Source organism: Psychrobacter sp. T6-1 (assembly GCF_052258445.1).
Window position 1 is genome coordinate 1 of the sequence record NZ_JBQQFC010000034.1, and the last position, 16,142, is coordinate 16,142.

A 16,142-nucleotide genomic window follows, 5' to 3' on the forward strand; every position below is an offset into this window, starting at 1 on the left:
TTACCATCAACTGCCATTGGGCGATCGTTGATAGCATGCATGCCTAAGATAGCCGTTTGCGGCGGATTCAAGATAGGCGTTGACATCAATGAACCAAAGACGCCGCCATTTGAGATCGTAAAGGTACCACCAATCATCTCATCAAGACCTAGCTTGCCTTCTTGCGCTTTGCCCCCAAGCTCACGAATTTTGCTTTCAACATCCGCCATGCTCATCTGATCGGTATCGCGTAGGACAGGGACGACCAGACCACGATCTGACGATACGGCAACACCGATGTCATAGTAACCGTGATAAACGATGTCATCACCATCTAATGACGCATTAACCGCTGGGAAACGTTTTAGCGCTTCTGTTGCCGCTTTGACGAATAAAGACATAAAGCCTAAACGCACACCATGACGTTTTTCAAACTGATCTTTATACTTGGTACGCATGTCCATGAGTGGCTTCATGTTGACTTCGTTAAACGTCGTCAGCATGGCGGTCTCTTGCGTTGCTGATAATAGACGTTCAGCGACGCGTTTACGCAAGCGCGTCATAGGAACGCGTTTTTCAGTACGCTCGCCTGTCGACTCAGCAACTGGAGTACCGCTATCAGACTTAATAGAGCTGTCTGATTTAAGTTTTGGACTTGCCATATCTGATTTAGTCACGCGACCATCACGGCCACTACCTTCGACATTCTTTGGATCAACGCCAGACTCTTTTGCCGCTTTACGTACTGCTGGGCTTTGATCTTTATGATCAGCTTCAGGAGCTTCTGGACGGCTTGGAGTATCACCATAGCCTTCTTGCTTAGGTTGTACGGGAGCTGCAGGCTGATCTGGGTTGACCGCTGGCGTCTCTGTCTGTGAGCTATCGCTAGTATCAGCGTCTTGTCCACCAGCATCGCCACTAGCGCCAGACTCAAACTCAGCGATCAGGTCTGCTGATTCGACCGTGTCGTCAACTTGCTTGACGATTTTGGTCACAACACCATCATCAGGAGCAACCACTTCCAATACAACTTTGTCAGTTTCAATTTCAGCCAATAAGTCATCACGACTTACTTGCTGACCTTCTGATACGTGCCATTCAACGATCGTGCCATCGGCAACCGATTCTGGAAAAACGGGGGCTTTGATCTCAGCCATCGATAAACTCCTTAGATTTGGATACTGCTCATTATTGGGTCGTGATAGTTGGGTTAAAATACTAACTATCATCGCTTGATTAATTTAAGACTTAATATAACTATTATTTAGACAACTCATCAACGCTAACGCCAAGACCACCTGCAACTAGCTCTTGCTGCTGCTGGGCGTGTAATTTAGGTGACCCTGTCGCAGGTGCTGCACTTGGCGGACGCGCGATAGGTTCCATAACTTTTGCTTTAGTCGGATGCGGTACCACAATACGGAACATGTGCGGTGCTAGGTAATACCAAGCGCCTTGGTTAAGCGGTTCCTCTTGCGTCCAAACGATCTCTTTTAGATTGCTGTATTTTTCAATTTCGCTAATCAAACGCGCTTCAGGTAGAGGATATAGCTGTTCAATACGCACAATAGCCACATGCTCAAGTCCAAGCTCACGGCGCTGCTCTAACAAGTCATAGTATACCTTGCCGCCGCACAGTACTAGGCGCGTGATGTTGTCAGCGTTTTGCTCATCCATCTCTGGTAATATTGTCTCAAACTTACCATTTGCAAGTTCTTCTAACTGCGAAGTTGCCAGCTTATGACGCAGCAAGCTCTTTGGTGACATTACAATCATAGGCTTACGAATAGGACGAACGGCCTGACGACGTAGAGCATGGAAAATTTGCGCAGGCGTTGTTGGGGTAATCACTTGCATATTATCTTCAGCACATAGCTGCAAGAAGCGCTCAAGACGTGCTGAGGAATGCTCAGGGCCTTGACCTTCATAACCATGTGGCAATAGCATGGTTAAACCACAAACACGTTGCCATTTGGTCTCGCCACTCGAGATAAACTGATCGATGACCACTTGTGCCCCATTCACAAAATCACCAAACTGCGCTTCCCAGATGATTAAGGCATTGGGTACCGTAGTCGCGTAACCATATTCAAAGGCTAATACCGCTTCTTCTGATAATAGTGAGTTGTAGGTCGCAAATCGTGCTTGCGTTTCGCTAATGTGCGCAAGAGGCACATACATGCTGCCATCGTTAACATTAAAGATTTCGCTGTGACGATGTGAGAAAGTACCACGGCCAACATCCTCACCAGTGATACGCACTAATACTTCGTCGTTATCTACTAGTGACGCATATGCCAAAGTCTCAGCAGCTCCCCAATTCAACGGCTCTTCACCCGTTTGCATGGCCAAGCGTTGTTCCATCATCTTTTGCACTTGACGCTGTAGCTTGTAACCCTCTGGCACTTCAGCCATACGGCGACCGTAAGTCTTTAGCTTATCTATGTCGACACTAGTATCCCAGTCATCAACGAGATCATGACCCAGATAGGGTGTCCAATCTACAAATAACTTCTCATTAGGTTCACTGACTAATGAATTGGCGACATACTCTCCGCGATCTAGAGATTCGCGGTATTCGTCTTCATACTTAGTAGCGTCTTCGCTTGTGATAACCCCAGCTTCGATAAGCTTATTGATGTAGATCGTACGAGTAGTCGGTAGCTTTTTGATAACCGCATACATAAGTGGCTGCGTCGCTGACGGCTCATCGGCTTCATTATGACCATTACGGCGATAGCAAAACAGATCGATAATGATGTCTTTGTCAAATTCGTGACGATAATCAAGCGCAAGCTGAGCTGCAAATATGACTGACTCAGGATCGTCACCGTTCACGTGTAAGATTGGCGCATGTACCATTTTTGCCACATCAGTACAGTATTCTGTTGAACGCAGATCTTCTTGACGACTGGTCGTAAAGCCTACTTGGTTATTAATGACAATGTGTACCGTACCACCTGTAGTATAGGCGCGCGTTTGCGACATCTGGAAGGTTTCTTGCACTACCCCTTGACCTGCAAAAGCAGCATCACCGTGAACCACGATAGGCAGTACTGAGTTGCCGTCTTTACCGCTATGACCAGGCTGATCATTACGGCGAACTTGACGTGCCCGTACTGAGCCTTGTAGCACAGGTGCAACAATTTCTAAATGAGATGGGTTAAAAGCTAGTGCTAAATGCGCTTCGCCACCAGGCGTCATCACGTTTGATGAATAACCATTGTGATATTTGACGTCGCCTGAGCCTTTTTCTGGTTGCACTTTACCATCGAATTCATCGAATAGATCAGCAGGATTTTTACCTAGGATGTTGACCAGTAAGTTAAGACGTCCGCGGTGAGCCATACCAATGACCATCTCTTTGGTACCATAACCACCAGCGCGCTGAATAATCTCATCAACTGCAGGAATAAAGCTCTCGCCGCCCTCTAACCCAAAACGTTTGACCCCTGTATACTTACGTGCCAAATACTTCTCTAGGCCCTCAGCAGCAGTTAGACGCTCTAAGATTGATAAACGTTTTTCTTTATCAAACTCGATATAACCTAAATTACTTTCTAAATATTTTTCCATCCAGCGCTTTTCAGTACTGCTAGTGACATGCATGTACTCAACACCGATATAACTACAATAGACGCGCTCCATGATCTCAATGATCTCACGTAGCGGCGCTTCGCTCTTACCGATGTTTAAATCGTTGGTTGGATATACCGTATCCAAATCAGCTTCTGACAAGTTGTGATAAGCCAGCGTCAAATCTTCTACTTCTGGACGCGGATGCAGCCCTAAAGGATCGAGATTGGCATGACGATGACCACGGCGACGATACGCAGATATCAATTGCTGCACGCCCATTTGCTTAGGATCAGCGCAGTCAGCTGCTAAGCTTTGAGCGGCAGAAGTAGAACCGCCGCCTTTATTAGCCGTCTGATTACGTGCAAGCAGTAAAAATTGATCTTGAATCGCATTGTGCTTAGCATCGTTTGGCGCTTGATACTGTTTAAAGTACTCTTGCCAATCGCTATCAACGCTATCTGGATCGCCTAAGAATTGCTCATAAAGAGCTTCGATATAATATGCATTATCAGCGGCAAGTTCAGTATGAGCTACGCCTGCTGCTTGTTTAGTTGTACTATTCATAATAACCGTCTATTTGATAGATAAATGAATGAAATTTGGTAGTTTTATCAGTATCTGCAGTTTATATTTGCATCAAAGTGCAATATGAACTGTCTTTTAACCAGTTGTGCTACCCTATTGTTTATTTGTGAACGCTCAGTTTTCTATATAATATCGTCTCAAAACATTTTTTTATATATACTGCCATCGACCATAACCAGATTACTATCAAAAACTAGCAAACTAATTTTGAGTAACGGTATCATTTGTTATAAATTGCCATTCCTTGACTCATATTGGCTGCTTTTGCATGCGCAAACAATAGTGCTACTTACCCTAACATGAGGTAAGTAGGTCACATAGTTTGTTTGTTCAATACTAAGTATTTACGTAATAAATATTTACTATCACGCTATTATACCTAAGTTTTATCAAACTACGAATCTATAAAAAAATGTCAGTTATATAAACATGTCTTAATCTTATCAAAAAAAACACCGCCAAGTCACTCGGCGGTGTTTTTAATTTCAAAAGACTAACAAATAAAGCATATTAGCCTGCTTGGTCAATAAGCATGTTACGTAGATGACCAATTGCTCTAGTTGGGTTGAGACCTTTTGGACATACAGAAACGCAGTTCATGATACCGCGGCAGCGGAATAAGCTAAATGGATCGTCAAGACGTGCTAAGCGTGCTTGCGCGTCACTATCACGACTATCTGCTACAAAACGATAAGCATGCAATAGCGCTGACGGACCTAAAAATTTATCAGGATTCCACCAAAATGATGGGCAACTGGTCGAACAACAAGCACATAAAATACACTCATACAGACCATTTAGCTCCTCGCGCTGTTCAGGAGATTGCAAGCGCTCGGTTGGCGGCGCAGGCTGATCGTTAATCAGATATGGATGTACCTTTTCGTACTGCTCATAAAACTGGTTCATATCGACAACCAAATCGCGAACGACTGGTAAGCCTGGTAGTGGACGAATGGTAATCTTTTCAGGCAAAGTGTTCATGTTTAACAAACAGGCTAGCCCATTTTTGCCGTTGATGTTCATACCATCAGAACCACAGATACCTTCGCGGCATGAGCGGCGAAAGGTAATAGTCTCGTCTTCTTTTTTTAGACGTAGCAAGACATCAAGCAACATACGATCTGATTCTAGTAGCTCGATATTGTAAGTTTGCATACGCGGAGCTGCGTCCCGATCAGGATCGTAGCGATATATCTCAATGGTGCGGTTACCTCTGCTCATAATGCTTAACTCCACACTAGATAATGGCTGGCTTGTTAGAATAATAGCGCCTTAAGCACTCACCTAACCTATAGCTGGCGATCATCCTTTGTCATAGATGAATTGATAATATAACGTAGCTATTACTTATCCTAGTATAAATACTCATTCTAGAATAAGTATAGCGGTATAACCTACTCAATGAACTTAAAGTTAGTAAACGCGAACTTTAGGTTCGATGTAATCTACTGTCAGTGGTATCTTGCGTACAGGCTTGTAGATGATACGGTTGCCTTCAGAATACCATAAGGTATGCTTCATCCAATCGTGATCATTGCGACCGTTAGGAGCATAATCATCATCTTCTGGACGATCATAATCAGCAACACTATGAGCGCCGCGGCTCTCATGACGACTAGCAGCCGATATCATAGTGGCTTTTGCGACTTCATAAAGATTAGCCACTTCAAAAGCTTCGATACGCGCTGTATTAAATACTTGCGACTTATCTGCTAGATGAATGTTTTCAACTTTTTCGCCAAGTGCCAATAGCTTCTCAACACCCTCATCCATCATCGCCTGCGTACGGAATACACTGGCATGCGTCTGCATAATAGCGCGAATCTCATCTGCCACATCTTGTGCGTTGTGACCTTCAGTAGATTGCTGCAATTTATCTAAACGTCCAACAGTATAATCAAGGACGCGCGGATCCATAGGCTTATAGTTGTGATCGTTTTGATGGAACTCATCAACGATGTGTTTACCAGCAGCACGTCCAAATACCAATAGATCAAGGAGTGAGTTGGTACCTAAACGGTTAGCACCATGTACACTTACGCAAGCGCACTCGCCAATAGCATAAAGACCCGTTACGATTTTGCCTTCGGTGTATAGACCGTCTTCATCTGTACCCGCCTCAAGATCAGGCTTGATGACTTGACCATGAATCGTGGTTGGAATACCGCCCATCATATAATGAATAGTTGGAATAACAGGAATGGGCTCTTTAGTAATATCAACGTTTGCGAAGTTCTTACCAATCTCAAATACTGATGGCAAGCGCTTCATAATGGTTTCAACGCCTAAGTGAGTCATATCCATCACGATGTAGTCGCCGTTAGGGCCACAGCCGCGACCTTCTTTGATCTCTTGATCCATAGAACGTGAGACGAGATCACGCGGCGCTAGATCTTTGACCGTTGGCGCGTAACGCTCCATAAAGGCTTCGCCATCTTTGTTACGCAAGATTGCGCCTTCGCCTCGGCACCCTTCGGTTAACAGAACGCCTGCGCCTGCAACACCTGTTGGGTGGAACTGCCAAAACTCCATATCTTCTAACGGCACGCCTGCACGTACTGCCATGCCTATACCATCGCCTGTATTAATGTAAGCGTTGGTTGAGGCTTCAAAAATACGACCTGCGCCGCCTGTTGCAAGTACGGTAATCGGTGCTTGGAATACAGCAACTGTACCTGTCTCTTGCTCTAAAGCAACAACACCGTTGATGTTACCTGCCTCATCTTTGATCAAATCTAGAGCAATCCACTCAACAAAGAACTGCGTGCCTTGCTCTAAATTTTTCTGATACAACGTATGTAATAGCGCATGACCAGTACGATCAGCTGCAGCGCAAGCACGTTGTACCGCTTTTTCACCGTAGTTTGAGGTATGTCCACCAAAGGGGCGCTGATAGATAGTGCCATCTTCGTTACGATCAAATGGCATACCCATATGCTCAAGCTCGTAAACGACTTTTGGTGCTTCGCGGCACATATACTCAATAGCATCTTGGTCACCCAGCCAATCTGAACCTTTTACGGTGTCATAAAAGTGAAAATGCCAATTATCGTTACTCATGTTACCAAGACTTGCACCAATTCCGCCTTGGGCTGCGACCGTATGCGAGCGCGTTGGGAATACCTTAGTAATAACAGCGACATTCATACCCGCTTCTGCTAATTGCAACGAAGCACGCATGCCTGAACCACCACCACCAACAATGATGGCATCATAATTCAAGGTCTTAATGTTGCTGATAGTATTATCTTGTTTAGTTGCCATTGTGATCTTCCTAGTTAGTACTCAAAATAAGTAGTACTTGTGAAGTAAATAAGGATTGTCTGATAGATTGATCTATATCTATTGGCGATATAAGAGCGATATTATTATGCATAAGGGTTGTGTTGATCATAGTAGTCAAACGCTTTGCCAAAATATGAACAATATGGTCCTTACAGCCCCCTTTATCAGTGTTAGTAGCCTGACTGTATATCCTTGTACTACTGGCAATCTAGGACATTAGGAATGACTACTATTCTATATAGTCATCGACTGACTACTTTTAAACGCTTTATCTGCTTATAAATATGACTTAACAGTTTGTATTTACAAGCAATTAACCAAAAATTAGTACTGATAAAAAAGTCATCAAGCAAACAAGCTATTGATTAAACGGCAACGACATTAAAGCCATTACCCCAAAAAATCATGATGCCCCAGAATACATAAACCAAGATAGCTGCAACCATCAAAGCTTGTAATGCTAAGCGCAAACCTGCAGCTTTTGCACCGACTTTGCTAGTAGTAATATAGTCTGTAAATACGGTCCACATACCAACCCAAGCGTGACCTGCTAGAGCAATAATCGCGACTAAGCTAAACAGGCGCATAGGTAAGCTGTTCATAAAACCGAACCACTCATAAAAGTCCACGCTACCATGAGTCAAAAAGAAGCCGAGCAGAGTTAGGCTATACAGAGCCAATACTACGGCGCCAAAACGTTGCACAATCCAATCGCGTGATCCTGAACCTGTCAAACCTGTTGCGCTTTTGATACCTGAATTATTCTTAATCATTAGAACATCACCCATATAAATGACGCGACGATCAAAATCGCAGCGATTACAAAGCTGACAACAGCAGCTGTGCGACCAGATTTTAGCTCTTCGTTCATACCCATGTCAGCGAATAGATGCTTCATACCCATCACAAAATGGTAAGAGATAGCAGCGACAAATATCCAAGCGACAAAACGCACTAACACATTGTCAAATACAGTTGCAAAGCTCTCAGGCGATGCCAAAGAAGTTTGTAGCAACCAGAGCATGACAGGGATGAGTAAAAATAGAATAATACCGGAAATACGGTGTAATATTGAGGCGATGGCGATAGGTGATTTTGCATTAACGCTAATCACCTGACTCATAGGCAGATCAATGGGTCGGTTGCTTTTCACAGCGGTCATCCTTTTGCGGTTATACTCTTGTTTTTGCTACCAAAACTTAAACTTTATAAAAGCTATAAGCACAGTGCAAATCATGAGGCGAATAAAGTAAGGAAAAGCTAATTGACCTTGTTTATTTTGTACCGATATCATCTAATCCAACCAGATGGCATTCTTAACTGTCTCAATCACTTTCATTATTAAGAATGACTTCAAGATAGACTATCTAAAAATAGAACAAATAACAAAAATATTCAAGTTATAAAGTATGTCTATCTCATAAATATCAGCGTTTATCGTAACAAAATATAAGTAGTCCGTAGGTAAGGTAACGTCATCTACTCATAACAACAAAGTTTGCTTTAGCCAAATTGTCTCAATTATAAAATGACTGAGCACTAATTACAAACTTATCCTCTAAATAATGACTTATAAAAAGGTTTTAACGCCCTATTAACACTGAGCAATACTCAGCTATTATTGCTCATTTTGTTTATAACTTGTGGTTTAGACAAAATAACTGCTATAGCTCAGCAATTATCTAGATAAAGGCCGTTTTTGAAGAAATGAGTGAACAGACATATTTTGATACAATAATAACCTCGTCTCAGTGCCACCAAATCCTATAAATCGGTGGTATGGACGCTAAAAGTCTTTTCAAATCACTACGGTTTGCTGCTAATATAGATAAGATAGCGCATTAGTTGAATTTATATCTTTGTTTGACTAGTAGTGACGCACTACCAAGCGTCGATTTTATATTTGTGTTTATAAATTAAAACCAATGGAGAGGAAATTATGGCTGATAACAATATGGCTGATAAGAGTGCCACGCTAAGTGTAGATGGTAATGAGTACCAACTGCCCATTACTGACGGTACTTTAGGACAGTCGGTTATTGATGTTGCCGCCTTACAAGAAGCAGGCTACTGGTCTTATGACCCTGGGTTTAAGGTCACAGCTCCTGTTGAATCAAAAATCACTTTTATCAACGGCGGTAAAGGTGAGCTATTGCATCGCGGCTACCCTATCGATCAATTGGCAAACAATGCTGAATACCTAGAAGTGGCTTACGCGCTCATCAATGGTGAGCTACCAAATAGCGAGCAAAAAGAAGATTTCTTTGCAAAGATTCGCAAGCATTCAGCAGTACATGATCAATTGCGTAAGTTCTTTGAAGGCTTTCGCCGTGACGCCCACCCTATGGCTATTATGGTCGGCGTAGTCGGTGCTTTATCTGCGTTTTATCACGAAGACTTAGACATCAGTAATGAGCATGATCGTGAGCTTACTGCTATTCGCCTAATCGCTAAAATGCCAACGCTAGCTGCTATGAGCTACAAGTACTCACAAGGCGAGCCGTTCATGTATCCGCGTGAAGACTTTAGCTATGCTGAAAACTTCTTGTACATGATGTTTGCCACCCCAGGTGACGTTGATTACAAAGTAAATCCTATCATCGCTGATGCTATGGACAAAATCTTTACTTTGCATGCTGATCATGAGCAAAACGCGTCAACATCTACTGTGCGCTTAGCAGGCTCTACTGGCGCAAATCCTTATGCTTGTATCGCAGCTGGTATCGCAGCCCTCTGGGGCCCCTCACATGGTGGCGCAAACGAAGCTGTGCTTGAGATGCTAGATGAAATTGGTACTGTTGAGAACGTGCCAGAATTTATGGAAAAAGTGAAAAGCCGTGAAGTCAAACTTATGGGCTTTGGTCACCGCGTGTACAAAAACTTTGATCCACGCGCGCAAGTGCTCAAAAAGGCTTCTGATGAAGTACTAGAAGCTTTGGGCATTGATGATCCAAAACTTGAGCTGGCTATGGCGCTAGAAAAGATTGCTTTAGAAGATCCGTTCTTCATCGAGCGTAACTTGTATCCAAACGTTGATTTTTACTCTGGTATTATCCTAAAAGCTATTGGTATTCCAACGTCAATGTTTACTGTTATCTTTTCACTAGCTCGTACTTCTGGCTGGATCAGCCATTGGCTTGAGATGCACAGCACGCCATTCAAAATCGGTCGTCCGCGTCAGTTGTATACAGGTGAAACCAAGCGTGATTTTGTTAAACTTGAAGACCGTAAATAGGTCTTCAAGTTTATTAAAATAAGCTCACCAAAAAATCCCGCCATAGTGCGGGATTTTTTGGTGAGCTCCAAAGTAGAGTCCGTTCACTATAAATGTTATAGATGAAGCGGCACCTTTTATCGTTTACTGCTGGAACTCTTTTAGCGTTTGCTCATATTTGGCGATTTGTTCGTCGTAATCTTTAATAGTATCGTTAAATTTACTCATTAAGGTCTCAAATTCTTGCTGTTGTGATAGTTTTAATTGCTGCATATCTAGCACTTGCTGCGCCTCTATCTGCTGCCAGACTTGACGCTGAATAATTAATCGCGCCAGTGCAGGACTCTTGGCATTGACCCTATTAGCAATCTCGGCATGCTCAAACAACTGCGGAATTAAAGCGGCAATATTGAGTAAGGTGTCGGTATCTTTTGCGCTCATCTCACTAGTGACAGGCTCATAGAGCGCTTGCATAGCTTGCTGATAGTTTTCTATGATTTGCTCCTGTGTCAACATATTAGGTTTGCGCGGCTCTAAACTAATGCGTTTGAGTACCGACAAGTCGCGCTCACCCACCTCTGTACTGGTATTGATATCAGAGCTCTTCTCTTGCGTATCCGTTGGTGCTGACTCAGCAGTTGCAGCTTGATCGTTAGTTGATTCAGTAGCAGACGCTTGATTGGGTTGTGTTTGAGTGGAATTGGAGAGCAGACCGGTCTCACTCTCTGATATGTCCGCTGCTTGTAAGGACTCATACTCTGCCTGCAAGCGTCTTTGCAGCCCTAGTACTTGTTCGACGTACAAAGGCTGAAACTGCTCAATGCGAGCGGTAGCGGAATCGCTTTGAGTCACGGATTGACTGTCCTCAGCGCGCTGCTGCTCCTCTGTCTTTACCTCTTGACTCTCTGGTGCCACATCAGGGCTGGCTGGCTGATTGCATGCGGTGAGTAGCAAAGAGCCTGTCAGAGTTATTGCTGTCAAATTTATCGCATGACGCGCACGCGTAGCGCCTTTATTATTAGAAGTAGGTAACAAAAATTTAAACATCAGAATACAAATCCTTTGTTAAAAATTAAAATCAGTATGGCAATCCATTGCTTATTTAGGGCATGTTTGATAATTTACAAACGGTTTTTATCTTATAGATGATTATGCACAAGTAGAAGATTAAACTATGAACGAGCTGTCAGTGTTTTTGCTATGATTTTTGGCTGGCACAACTAAAAATGGAATACAAGCTTGTAAATCCTGACAATTTTGACCGCGTTCGCGACGCAAAAAGTAATCTTGTACCATACGCGCTTGCTGCTCAATGCCATACTTAAAAAATGATTTGCCAGTTTTGAGTATGTATTGATAACGGCGATTTAAAAGCGCGCCGCGAACCACTTTGATACCCTGCTGCAACTGCCAAACGTGCGTAAGCTCATGTATCAGCCAGCTTTGTTTGCCAAGCGTGGTATGGCTAAAGTCCTCTATCCAATCTAACGGATTGAAGTAAATATTGCCATTAGGGCTAACCGCATAATTTTTGAGTACCCACCAAGCGGTTTTAAGCTCGACGGCATCAAGATTGAGACTATCGCCGAATACGCTACGTGCCAGCGCTTTCTCGCCACTGGTGAGATACCGTGATTGCGGCTTTTGATAAAAGCTTACAGTGCGTATTGCATTTAAATATCGATGCCAGCGTCTTTTACTCTGTCGATCTGTCATTATTAATATTCCATATATCGATACAACCTAGGCCCTGTTGTTTAGGTCTATTGCCGCAAACTTTGAGAATGCTATGTCCTCTACCTTTCATGCTGATACTCCACTTGCTCAGCGTATGCGCCCATCTTCTTTGGAGGCGATTATCGGTCAAACGCACCTGCTAGCAAAAGGCGCGCCACTACGACGTTTGGTAGAACAAGGCCATCTGCCCTCTATCATTTTGCACGGCGAGGCGGGTATTGGCAAGACTACTATTGCCATGCTGCTCGCTGATGCTGTAAATAGACCGTTTCATGCGCTGTCAGCACTCAATACTGGCGTTAAGCAGCTGCGCGAAGTCTTGGACACTAAGGACTCGCTGAGTTTTGAGTCGCCTGTCGTCTTTATTGATGAGATTCATCGCTTTAATAAAGCCCAGCAAGACGCTCTGCTTGGCGCAGTAGAATCAGGTGACATTACTTTGATTGGTGCAACGACAGAGAACCCCTCATTTAGTGTCAATAATGCATTGCTGTCACGTTGCCAAGTGTACCGCTTAGAGCCGCTCAATTCTGAGCAGATCCATGCGGTGTTAGATCGCGCGCTCTTAGAGGACAATATCCTTAAAAAGTTAACTATAGACTTACAAGCGCAAAAGATTATCAGTCAATTCGCTCATGGCGATGCTAGAAAAGCCTTAAACCTATTAGAGCTTGCAGTACAGACCGCTGATCCTGCGCAGTCACCACTCGTTATCGATGATGAATTGATTGGGCGCGTGGCACAGACTGCACTGGTGCGTTACGATAAAGATGGCGAGCAGCACTATGATATCGTCTCTGCCATGATTAAGTCCGTACGCGGCTCTGACCCTGATGCTGCTCTTTACTGGATGGCGCGAATGCTGGTCGGCGGCGAGCCTGCAGATTTTATCGCACGGCGTTTGGTCATTTTGGCTAGCGAAGATATTGGTAATGCCAACCCAAACGCTCTACTTCTTGCAGATGCAGCACTACGGAGCGTGCAATCAATCGGTATGCCAGAGGCGCGTATTATACTAGGGCAAGTTGTCGTTTATTTGGCGACTAGCGCTAAAAGTAACAGCACTTATAAGGCGATCAATGCGGCAATGGCACTCGCAGAAAAAGATGCCTCTGCTGTACCTCTACATCTAAGAAATGGCGTAACCAAACTTATGCAAAATCAAGGCTATGGTAAAGGCTACGCCTATCCACATGATTATCCCAACCACTATTATCCGCAGTCTTATTTACCTGATAATCTAGCCAATACCCGCTTCTATGATTTTGCTGATAACCAGCGTGAGCAACATAGCAAACAGTTTATAGATTGGCTTAAAAACCAAGCGGCGAGTAATGACTAATTTTTTAAGTTGCTAGTGTTTTTAAGTTGATATTATTTCTAAGTCAACAGTATCCCAAGGATAGTGACATTTGACTTTGAGTCATTAAGTAAGTAGCTAAAAGTACAGCGGTACGCTATAAAAGCTACTAAAACGGATAAGTCACTTGCTTTACTATGCTACAAACACTATATCTTCTACAAGATTTATAGTTATATGCTGCTGGTTTTACTAACCTATACAGCGCTTTTTTTATTCTACTGCTACAATAGGCAAATATTTCGCTTTCACCCTTTTTTTATACTGACAAATAATAAAGCATTGAGACCTTTTATGAGTTTAGATACGATTCCTGAGATTATTGAAGACATTCGCGCGGGCAAAATGGTCATTTTGATGGACGATGAGGATCGCGAGAACGAAGGCGATATCATTATGGCCGCCACTCACGTGCGCGCCGACGATATCAACTTTATGATTACTCATGCTCGCGGCTTAGTATGCTTAACGTTATCACAAGCGCGCTGTCAGCAGCTTGAATTGCCGCTAATGTCTGATCGTAACGAAGCCAAGTTTAGTACCAACTTTACGGTGTCTATTGAGGCCGCCGAAGGCGTTACCACAGGTATATCAGCAGGTGATCGTGCACGTACGATACAAGCAGCGGTTTCCTCTTCAGCCAAACCTGAGGACATCGTACAACCTGGGCATATCTTTCCCATCATGGCACAAAACGGCGGCGTCTTGCACCGCGCAGGTCATACCGAAGCGGGTTGTGATTTGGCACGCCTAGCAGGACTTGAGCCTGCAGCGGTTATCGTTGAGATTATCAATCCAGATGGCACCATGGCGCGCCGCGATGATCTTGAGATATTTGCTAAAGAGCATGATATCAAAATCGGTACTATCGCCGATCTTATCAATTATCGTATCGCTAATGAGCAGACCATTGAGGAAGTAGAGTCGCACCCGTTTGAGACTGAACATGGGACATTTACTTTGCACCGTTTTCGTGAGTTTGGTGCTGATGAGACGCATTTGGCATTGGTCAAAGGCGATGTTGGCGCAGGCGTCAGTACGGTACGTGTCCATGGGTTTCATCCGCTACGAGATTTATTCGCCGCCAAGAACGACGCCACAGGCCGCGGCGGCTGGAGCGTACAAGCTGCGATGGAAGAGATTAATGCATCTGAGCGCGGCGTGCTGGTATGGATTGGGAGCCATCAACCCATAGATTTAGGTGATGCTTTGGACAAAGCGTCGGACAATCAATCGATCTCTACTATCACTCAGCAGCCTTATCGTAGTATCGGTGTTGGTGCACAGATTTTGCGTCATTTGGGTGTGCGTGATATGCGTCTGCTGTCATCTCCGATGAAGTTCTATGCGCTATCAGGATTTGAGCTTAACGTCGTTGATTTTGTTCATTCTCCCAATCAAGAAGAGTAAGGTTTAAGCTGAAAACACGCTATAAAAAAGGCATATCAATTATTATTGGTATGCCTTTTTATTATTTAAATAATGCGCTTCATATCTTATTATCTTATAGTTTTGGAGCGTGACCGACTCTTGACTCTATCGCAACGAGATACTCTCGCTCCTTTTGCGTCCATGGTAGCTTTACTTCGCCAGTCGCGTCCAAACGCACGACTACCGCCTCAGCTGTCGCTACAATCGCCTGCTGCGCGTCACTGTAATAGCTATATTCTACGACCATGCTCGTATTGCCTAAACGCTGACAGCGTACACCGATGAGCAGAGTATCAGGATAAGTTACTGGGCGTAAATACTGACAGCTTGACTGCGCCAGCATCGTCACCATGCTGCCATCAAACATACCGAGCGCCTGTAAGTAAGCAATACGCGCCGACTCTGCATAACGATAATAGACGACATTGTTTAGATGGTTAAAGGCATCCATCTCGCCCCACTGTACCGACTGGCTATGAATAACAGGATAGTGCTTTAGGGAGTCAGGAATAGCACTTACTCCTTGCATAGCATTTAGTTGATTTGCTGCCGCATGGTTCATAATTTGCCTATTTGTGTGGGTGTTGAGCTATGAGCTATTTATTATTGGGCTGATCTAAAATTTGCGTGGTCAACAAGGGCGAGCGTGCTGGCGTATTAGCTATGAGCTTATCTAACCAGTTGATGACTTCCGTTATGTTTGTTGGTGCATCCATCATGGCTGTTGCTACTTTTGCGCTGTCCTCTACGTCTATAGCACCTTGCACTTTAGGCTGAGAATGAGTAGATGGCGCTGTTAGCGTTTGTAGTTGCTTGCGCGCTTGACGCAGGTAACTCTTAAGCTGTTCTTGGTCACGCATAGTGCTCGCTTGACTGGCTAAGTTTAAGGTCATAATCACTTCGTGAAGCACCAGCTGTCGCCGTGTCAGGCTGGTATTATCAGTGCTATTTATGCGCTCATGATCTTTATCA

The 16,142-nt window shown here is 43.9% G+C and carries 12 protein-coding genes and 1 pseudogene; 3 read left to right on the forward strand and 10 right to left on the reverse strand.

Annotation, left to right across the window (positions count from 1 at the left end; all coding sequences use genetic code 11):
* The 6 genes from odhB to sdhC all read right to left on the reverse strand — a co-directional run.
* Nucleotides 1-1,136 (reverse strand): 2-oxoglutarate dehydrogenase complex dihydrolipoyllysine-residue succinyltransferase (odhB, locus tag ACTXGO_RS03840; protein ID WP_443573417.1); only part of this gene is annotated, 1,136 nt, incomplete at its 3' end.
* A 103-nt stretch (nt 1,137-1,239) separates the two neighbouring features.
* Nucleotides 1,240-4,122 carry a 2-oxoglutarate dehydrogenase E1 component gene (locus ACTXGO_RS03845; protein ID WP_317199653.1) on the reverse strand — a complete coding sequence of 961 codons (2,883 nt, stop codon included), beginning with the start codon at nt 4,120-4,122 and terminating at the stop codon, nt 1,240-1,242.
* Nucleotides 4,123-4,653: 531 nt separating this feature from the next.
* On the reverse strand, nt 4,654-5,364 hold the full coding sequence (locus ACTXGO_RS03850) for a succinate dehydrogenase iron-sulfur subunit (protein ID WP_317199654.1): 711 nt from the start codon (nt 5,362-5,364) through the stop codon (nt 4,654-4,656).
* A gap of 192 nt (nt 5,365-5,556) precedes the next feature.
* Complete coding sequence (gene sdhA / locus ACTXGO_RS03855) at nt 5,557-7,407, reverse strand: succinate dehydrogenase flavoprotein subunit (RefSeq protein ID WP_443541198.1); 1,851 nt, start codon at nt 7,405-7,407, stop codon at nt 5,557-5,559.
* Between the two features lie 386 nt (nt 7,408-7,793).
* A complete protein-coding gene (gene sdhD / locus ACTXGO_RS03860) occupies nt 7,794-8,198 on the reverse strand; it encodes a succinate dehydrogenase, hydrophobic membrane anchor protein (RefSeq protein ID WP_317199677.1) in 405 nt (134 codons plus the stop codon).
* Between the two features lie 2 nt (nt 8,199-8,200).
* Nucleotides 8,201-8,590: a succinate dehydrogenase, cytochrome b556 subunit gene (sdhC, locus tag ACTXGO_RS03865; RefSeq protein ID WP_317199656.1), complete on the reverse strand. Its 390-nt coding sequence runs from the start codon at nt 8,588-8,590 to the stop codon at nt 8,201-8,203.
* Between the two features lie 792 nt (nt 8,591-9,382).
* Between sdhC and gltA the strand changes: the two genes are divergently transcribed.
* Entirely contained in the window at nt 9,383-10,663 is a 1,281-nt protein-coding gene (gene gltA / locus ACTXGO_RS03870) for a citrate synthase (RefSeq protein WP_317199678.1), read from the forward strand.
* Nucleotides 10,664-10,786: 123 nt separating this feature from the next.
* Here the strand turns inward: gltA and ACTXGO_RS03875 are convergent, their stop codons facing one another.
* Both ACTXGO_RS03875 and ACTXGO_RS03880 read right to left on the reverse strand, forming a co-directional pair.
* Nucleotides 10,787-11,689, reverse strand: coding sequence for a hypothetical protein (locus ACTXGO_RS03875; RefSeq protein WP_443573419.1), 903 nt, complete (start codon nt 11,687-11,689; stop codon nt 10,787-10,789).
* Between the two features lie 120 nt (nt 11,690-11,809).
* Nucleotides 11,810-12,358, reverse strand: coding sequence for a type IV secretion protein Rhs (locus ACTXGO_RS03880; protein ID WP_443573420.1), 549 nt, complete (start codon nt 12,356-12,358; stop codon nt 11,810-11,812).
* A gap of 73 nt (nt 12,359-12,431) precedes the next feature.
* Between ACTXGO_RS03880 and ACTXGO_RS03885 the strand changes: the two genes are divergently transcribed.
* Both ACTXGO_RS03885 and ribBA read left to right on the forward strand, forming a co-directional pair.
* Nucleotides 12,432-13,721 carry a replication-associated recombination protein A gene (locus ACTXGO_RS03885; RefSeq protein WP_443573422.1) on the forward strand — a complete coding sequence of 430 codons (1,290 nt, stop codon included), beginning with the start codon at nt 12,432-12,434 and terminating at the stop codon, nt 13,719-13,721.
* A gap of 312 nt (nt 13,722-14,033) precedes the next feature.
* Nucleotides 14,034-15,149, forward strand: coding sequence for a bifunctional 3,4-dihydroxy-2-butanone-4-phosphate synthase/GTP cyclohydrolase II (gene ribBA, locus ACTXGO_RS03890; protein ID WP_435950029.1), 1,116 nt, complete (start codon nt 14,034-14,036; stop codon nt 15,147-15,149).
* Nucleotides 15,150-15,243: 94 nt separating this feature from the next.
* Here ribBA and ACTXGO_RS03895 read toward each other — a convergent pair whose 3' ends face one another.
* Both ACTXGO_RS03895 and ACTXGO_RS03900 read right to left on the reverse strand, forming a co-directional pair.
* Nucleotides 15,244-15,732 (reverse strand): acyl-CoA thioesterase, encoded by a 489-nt coding sequence (locus ACTXGO_RS03895; RefSeq protein WP_435950028.1) that lies wholly within the window; start codon nt 15,730-15,732, stop codon nt 15,244-15,246.
* Between the two features lie 34 nt (nt 15,733-15,766).
* Nucleotides 15,767-16,142 (reverse strand): annotated as a pseudogene (locus tag ACTXGO_RS03900) (hypothetical protein); the annotation flags it as partial.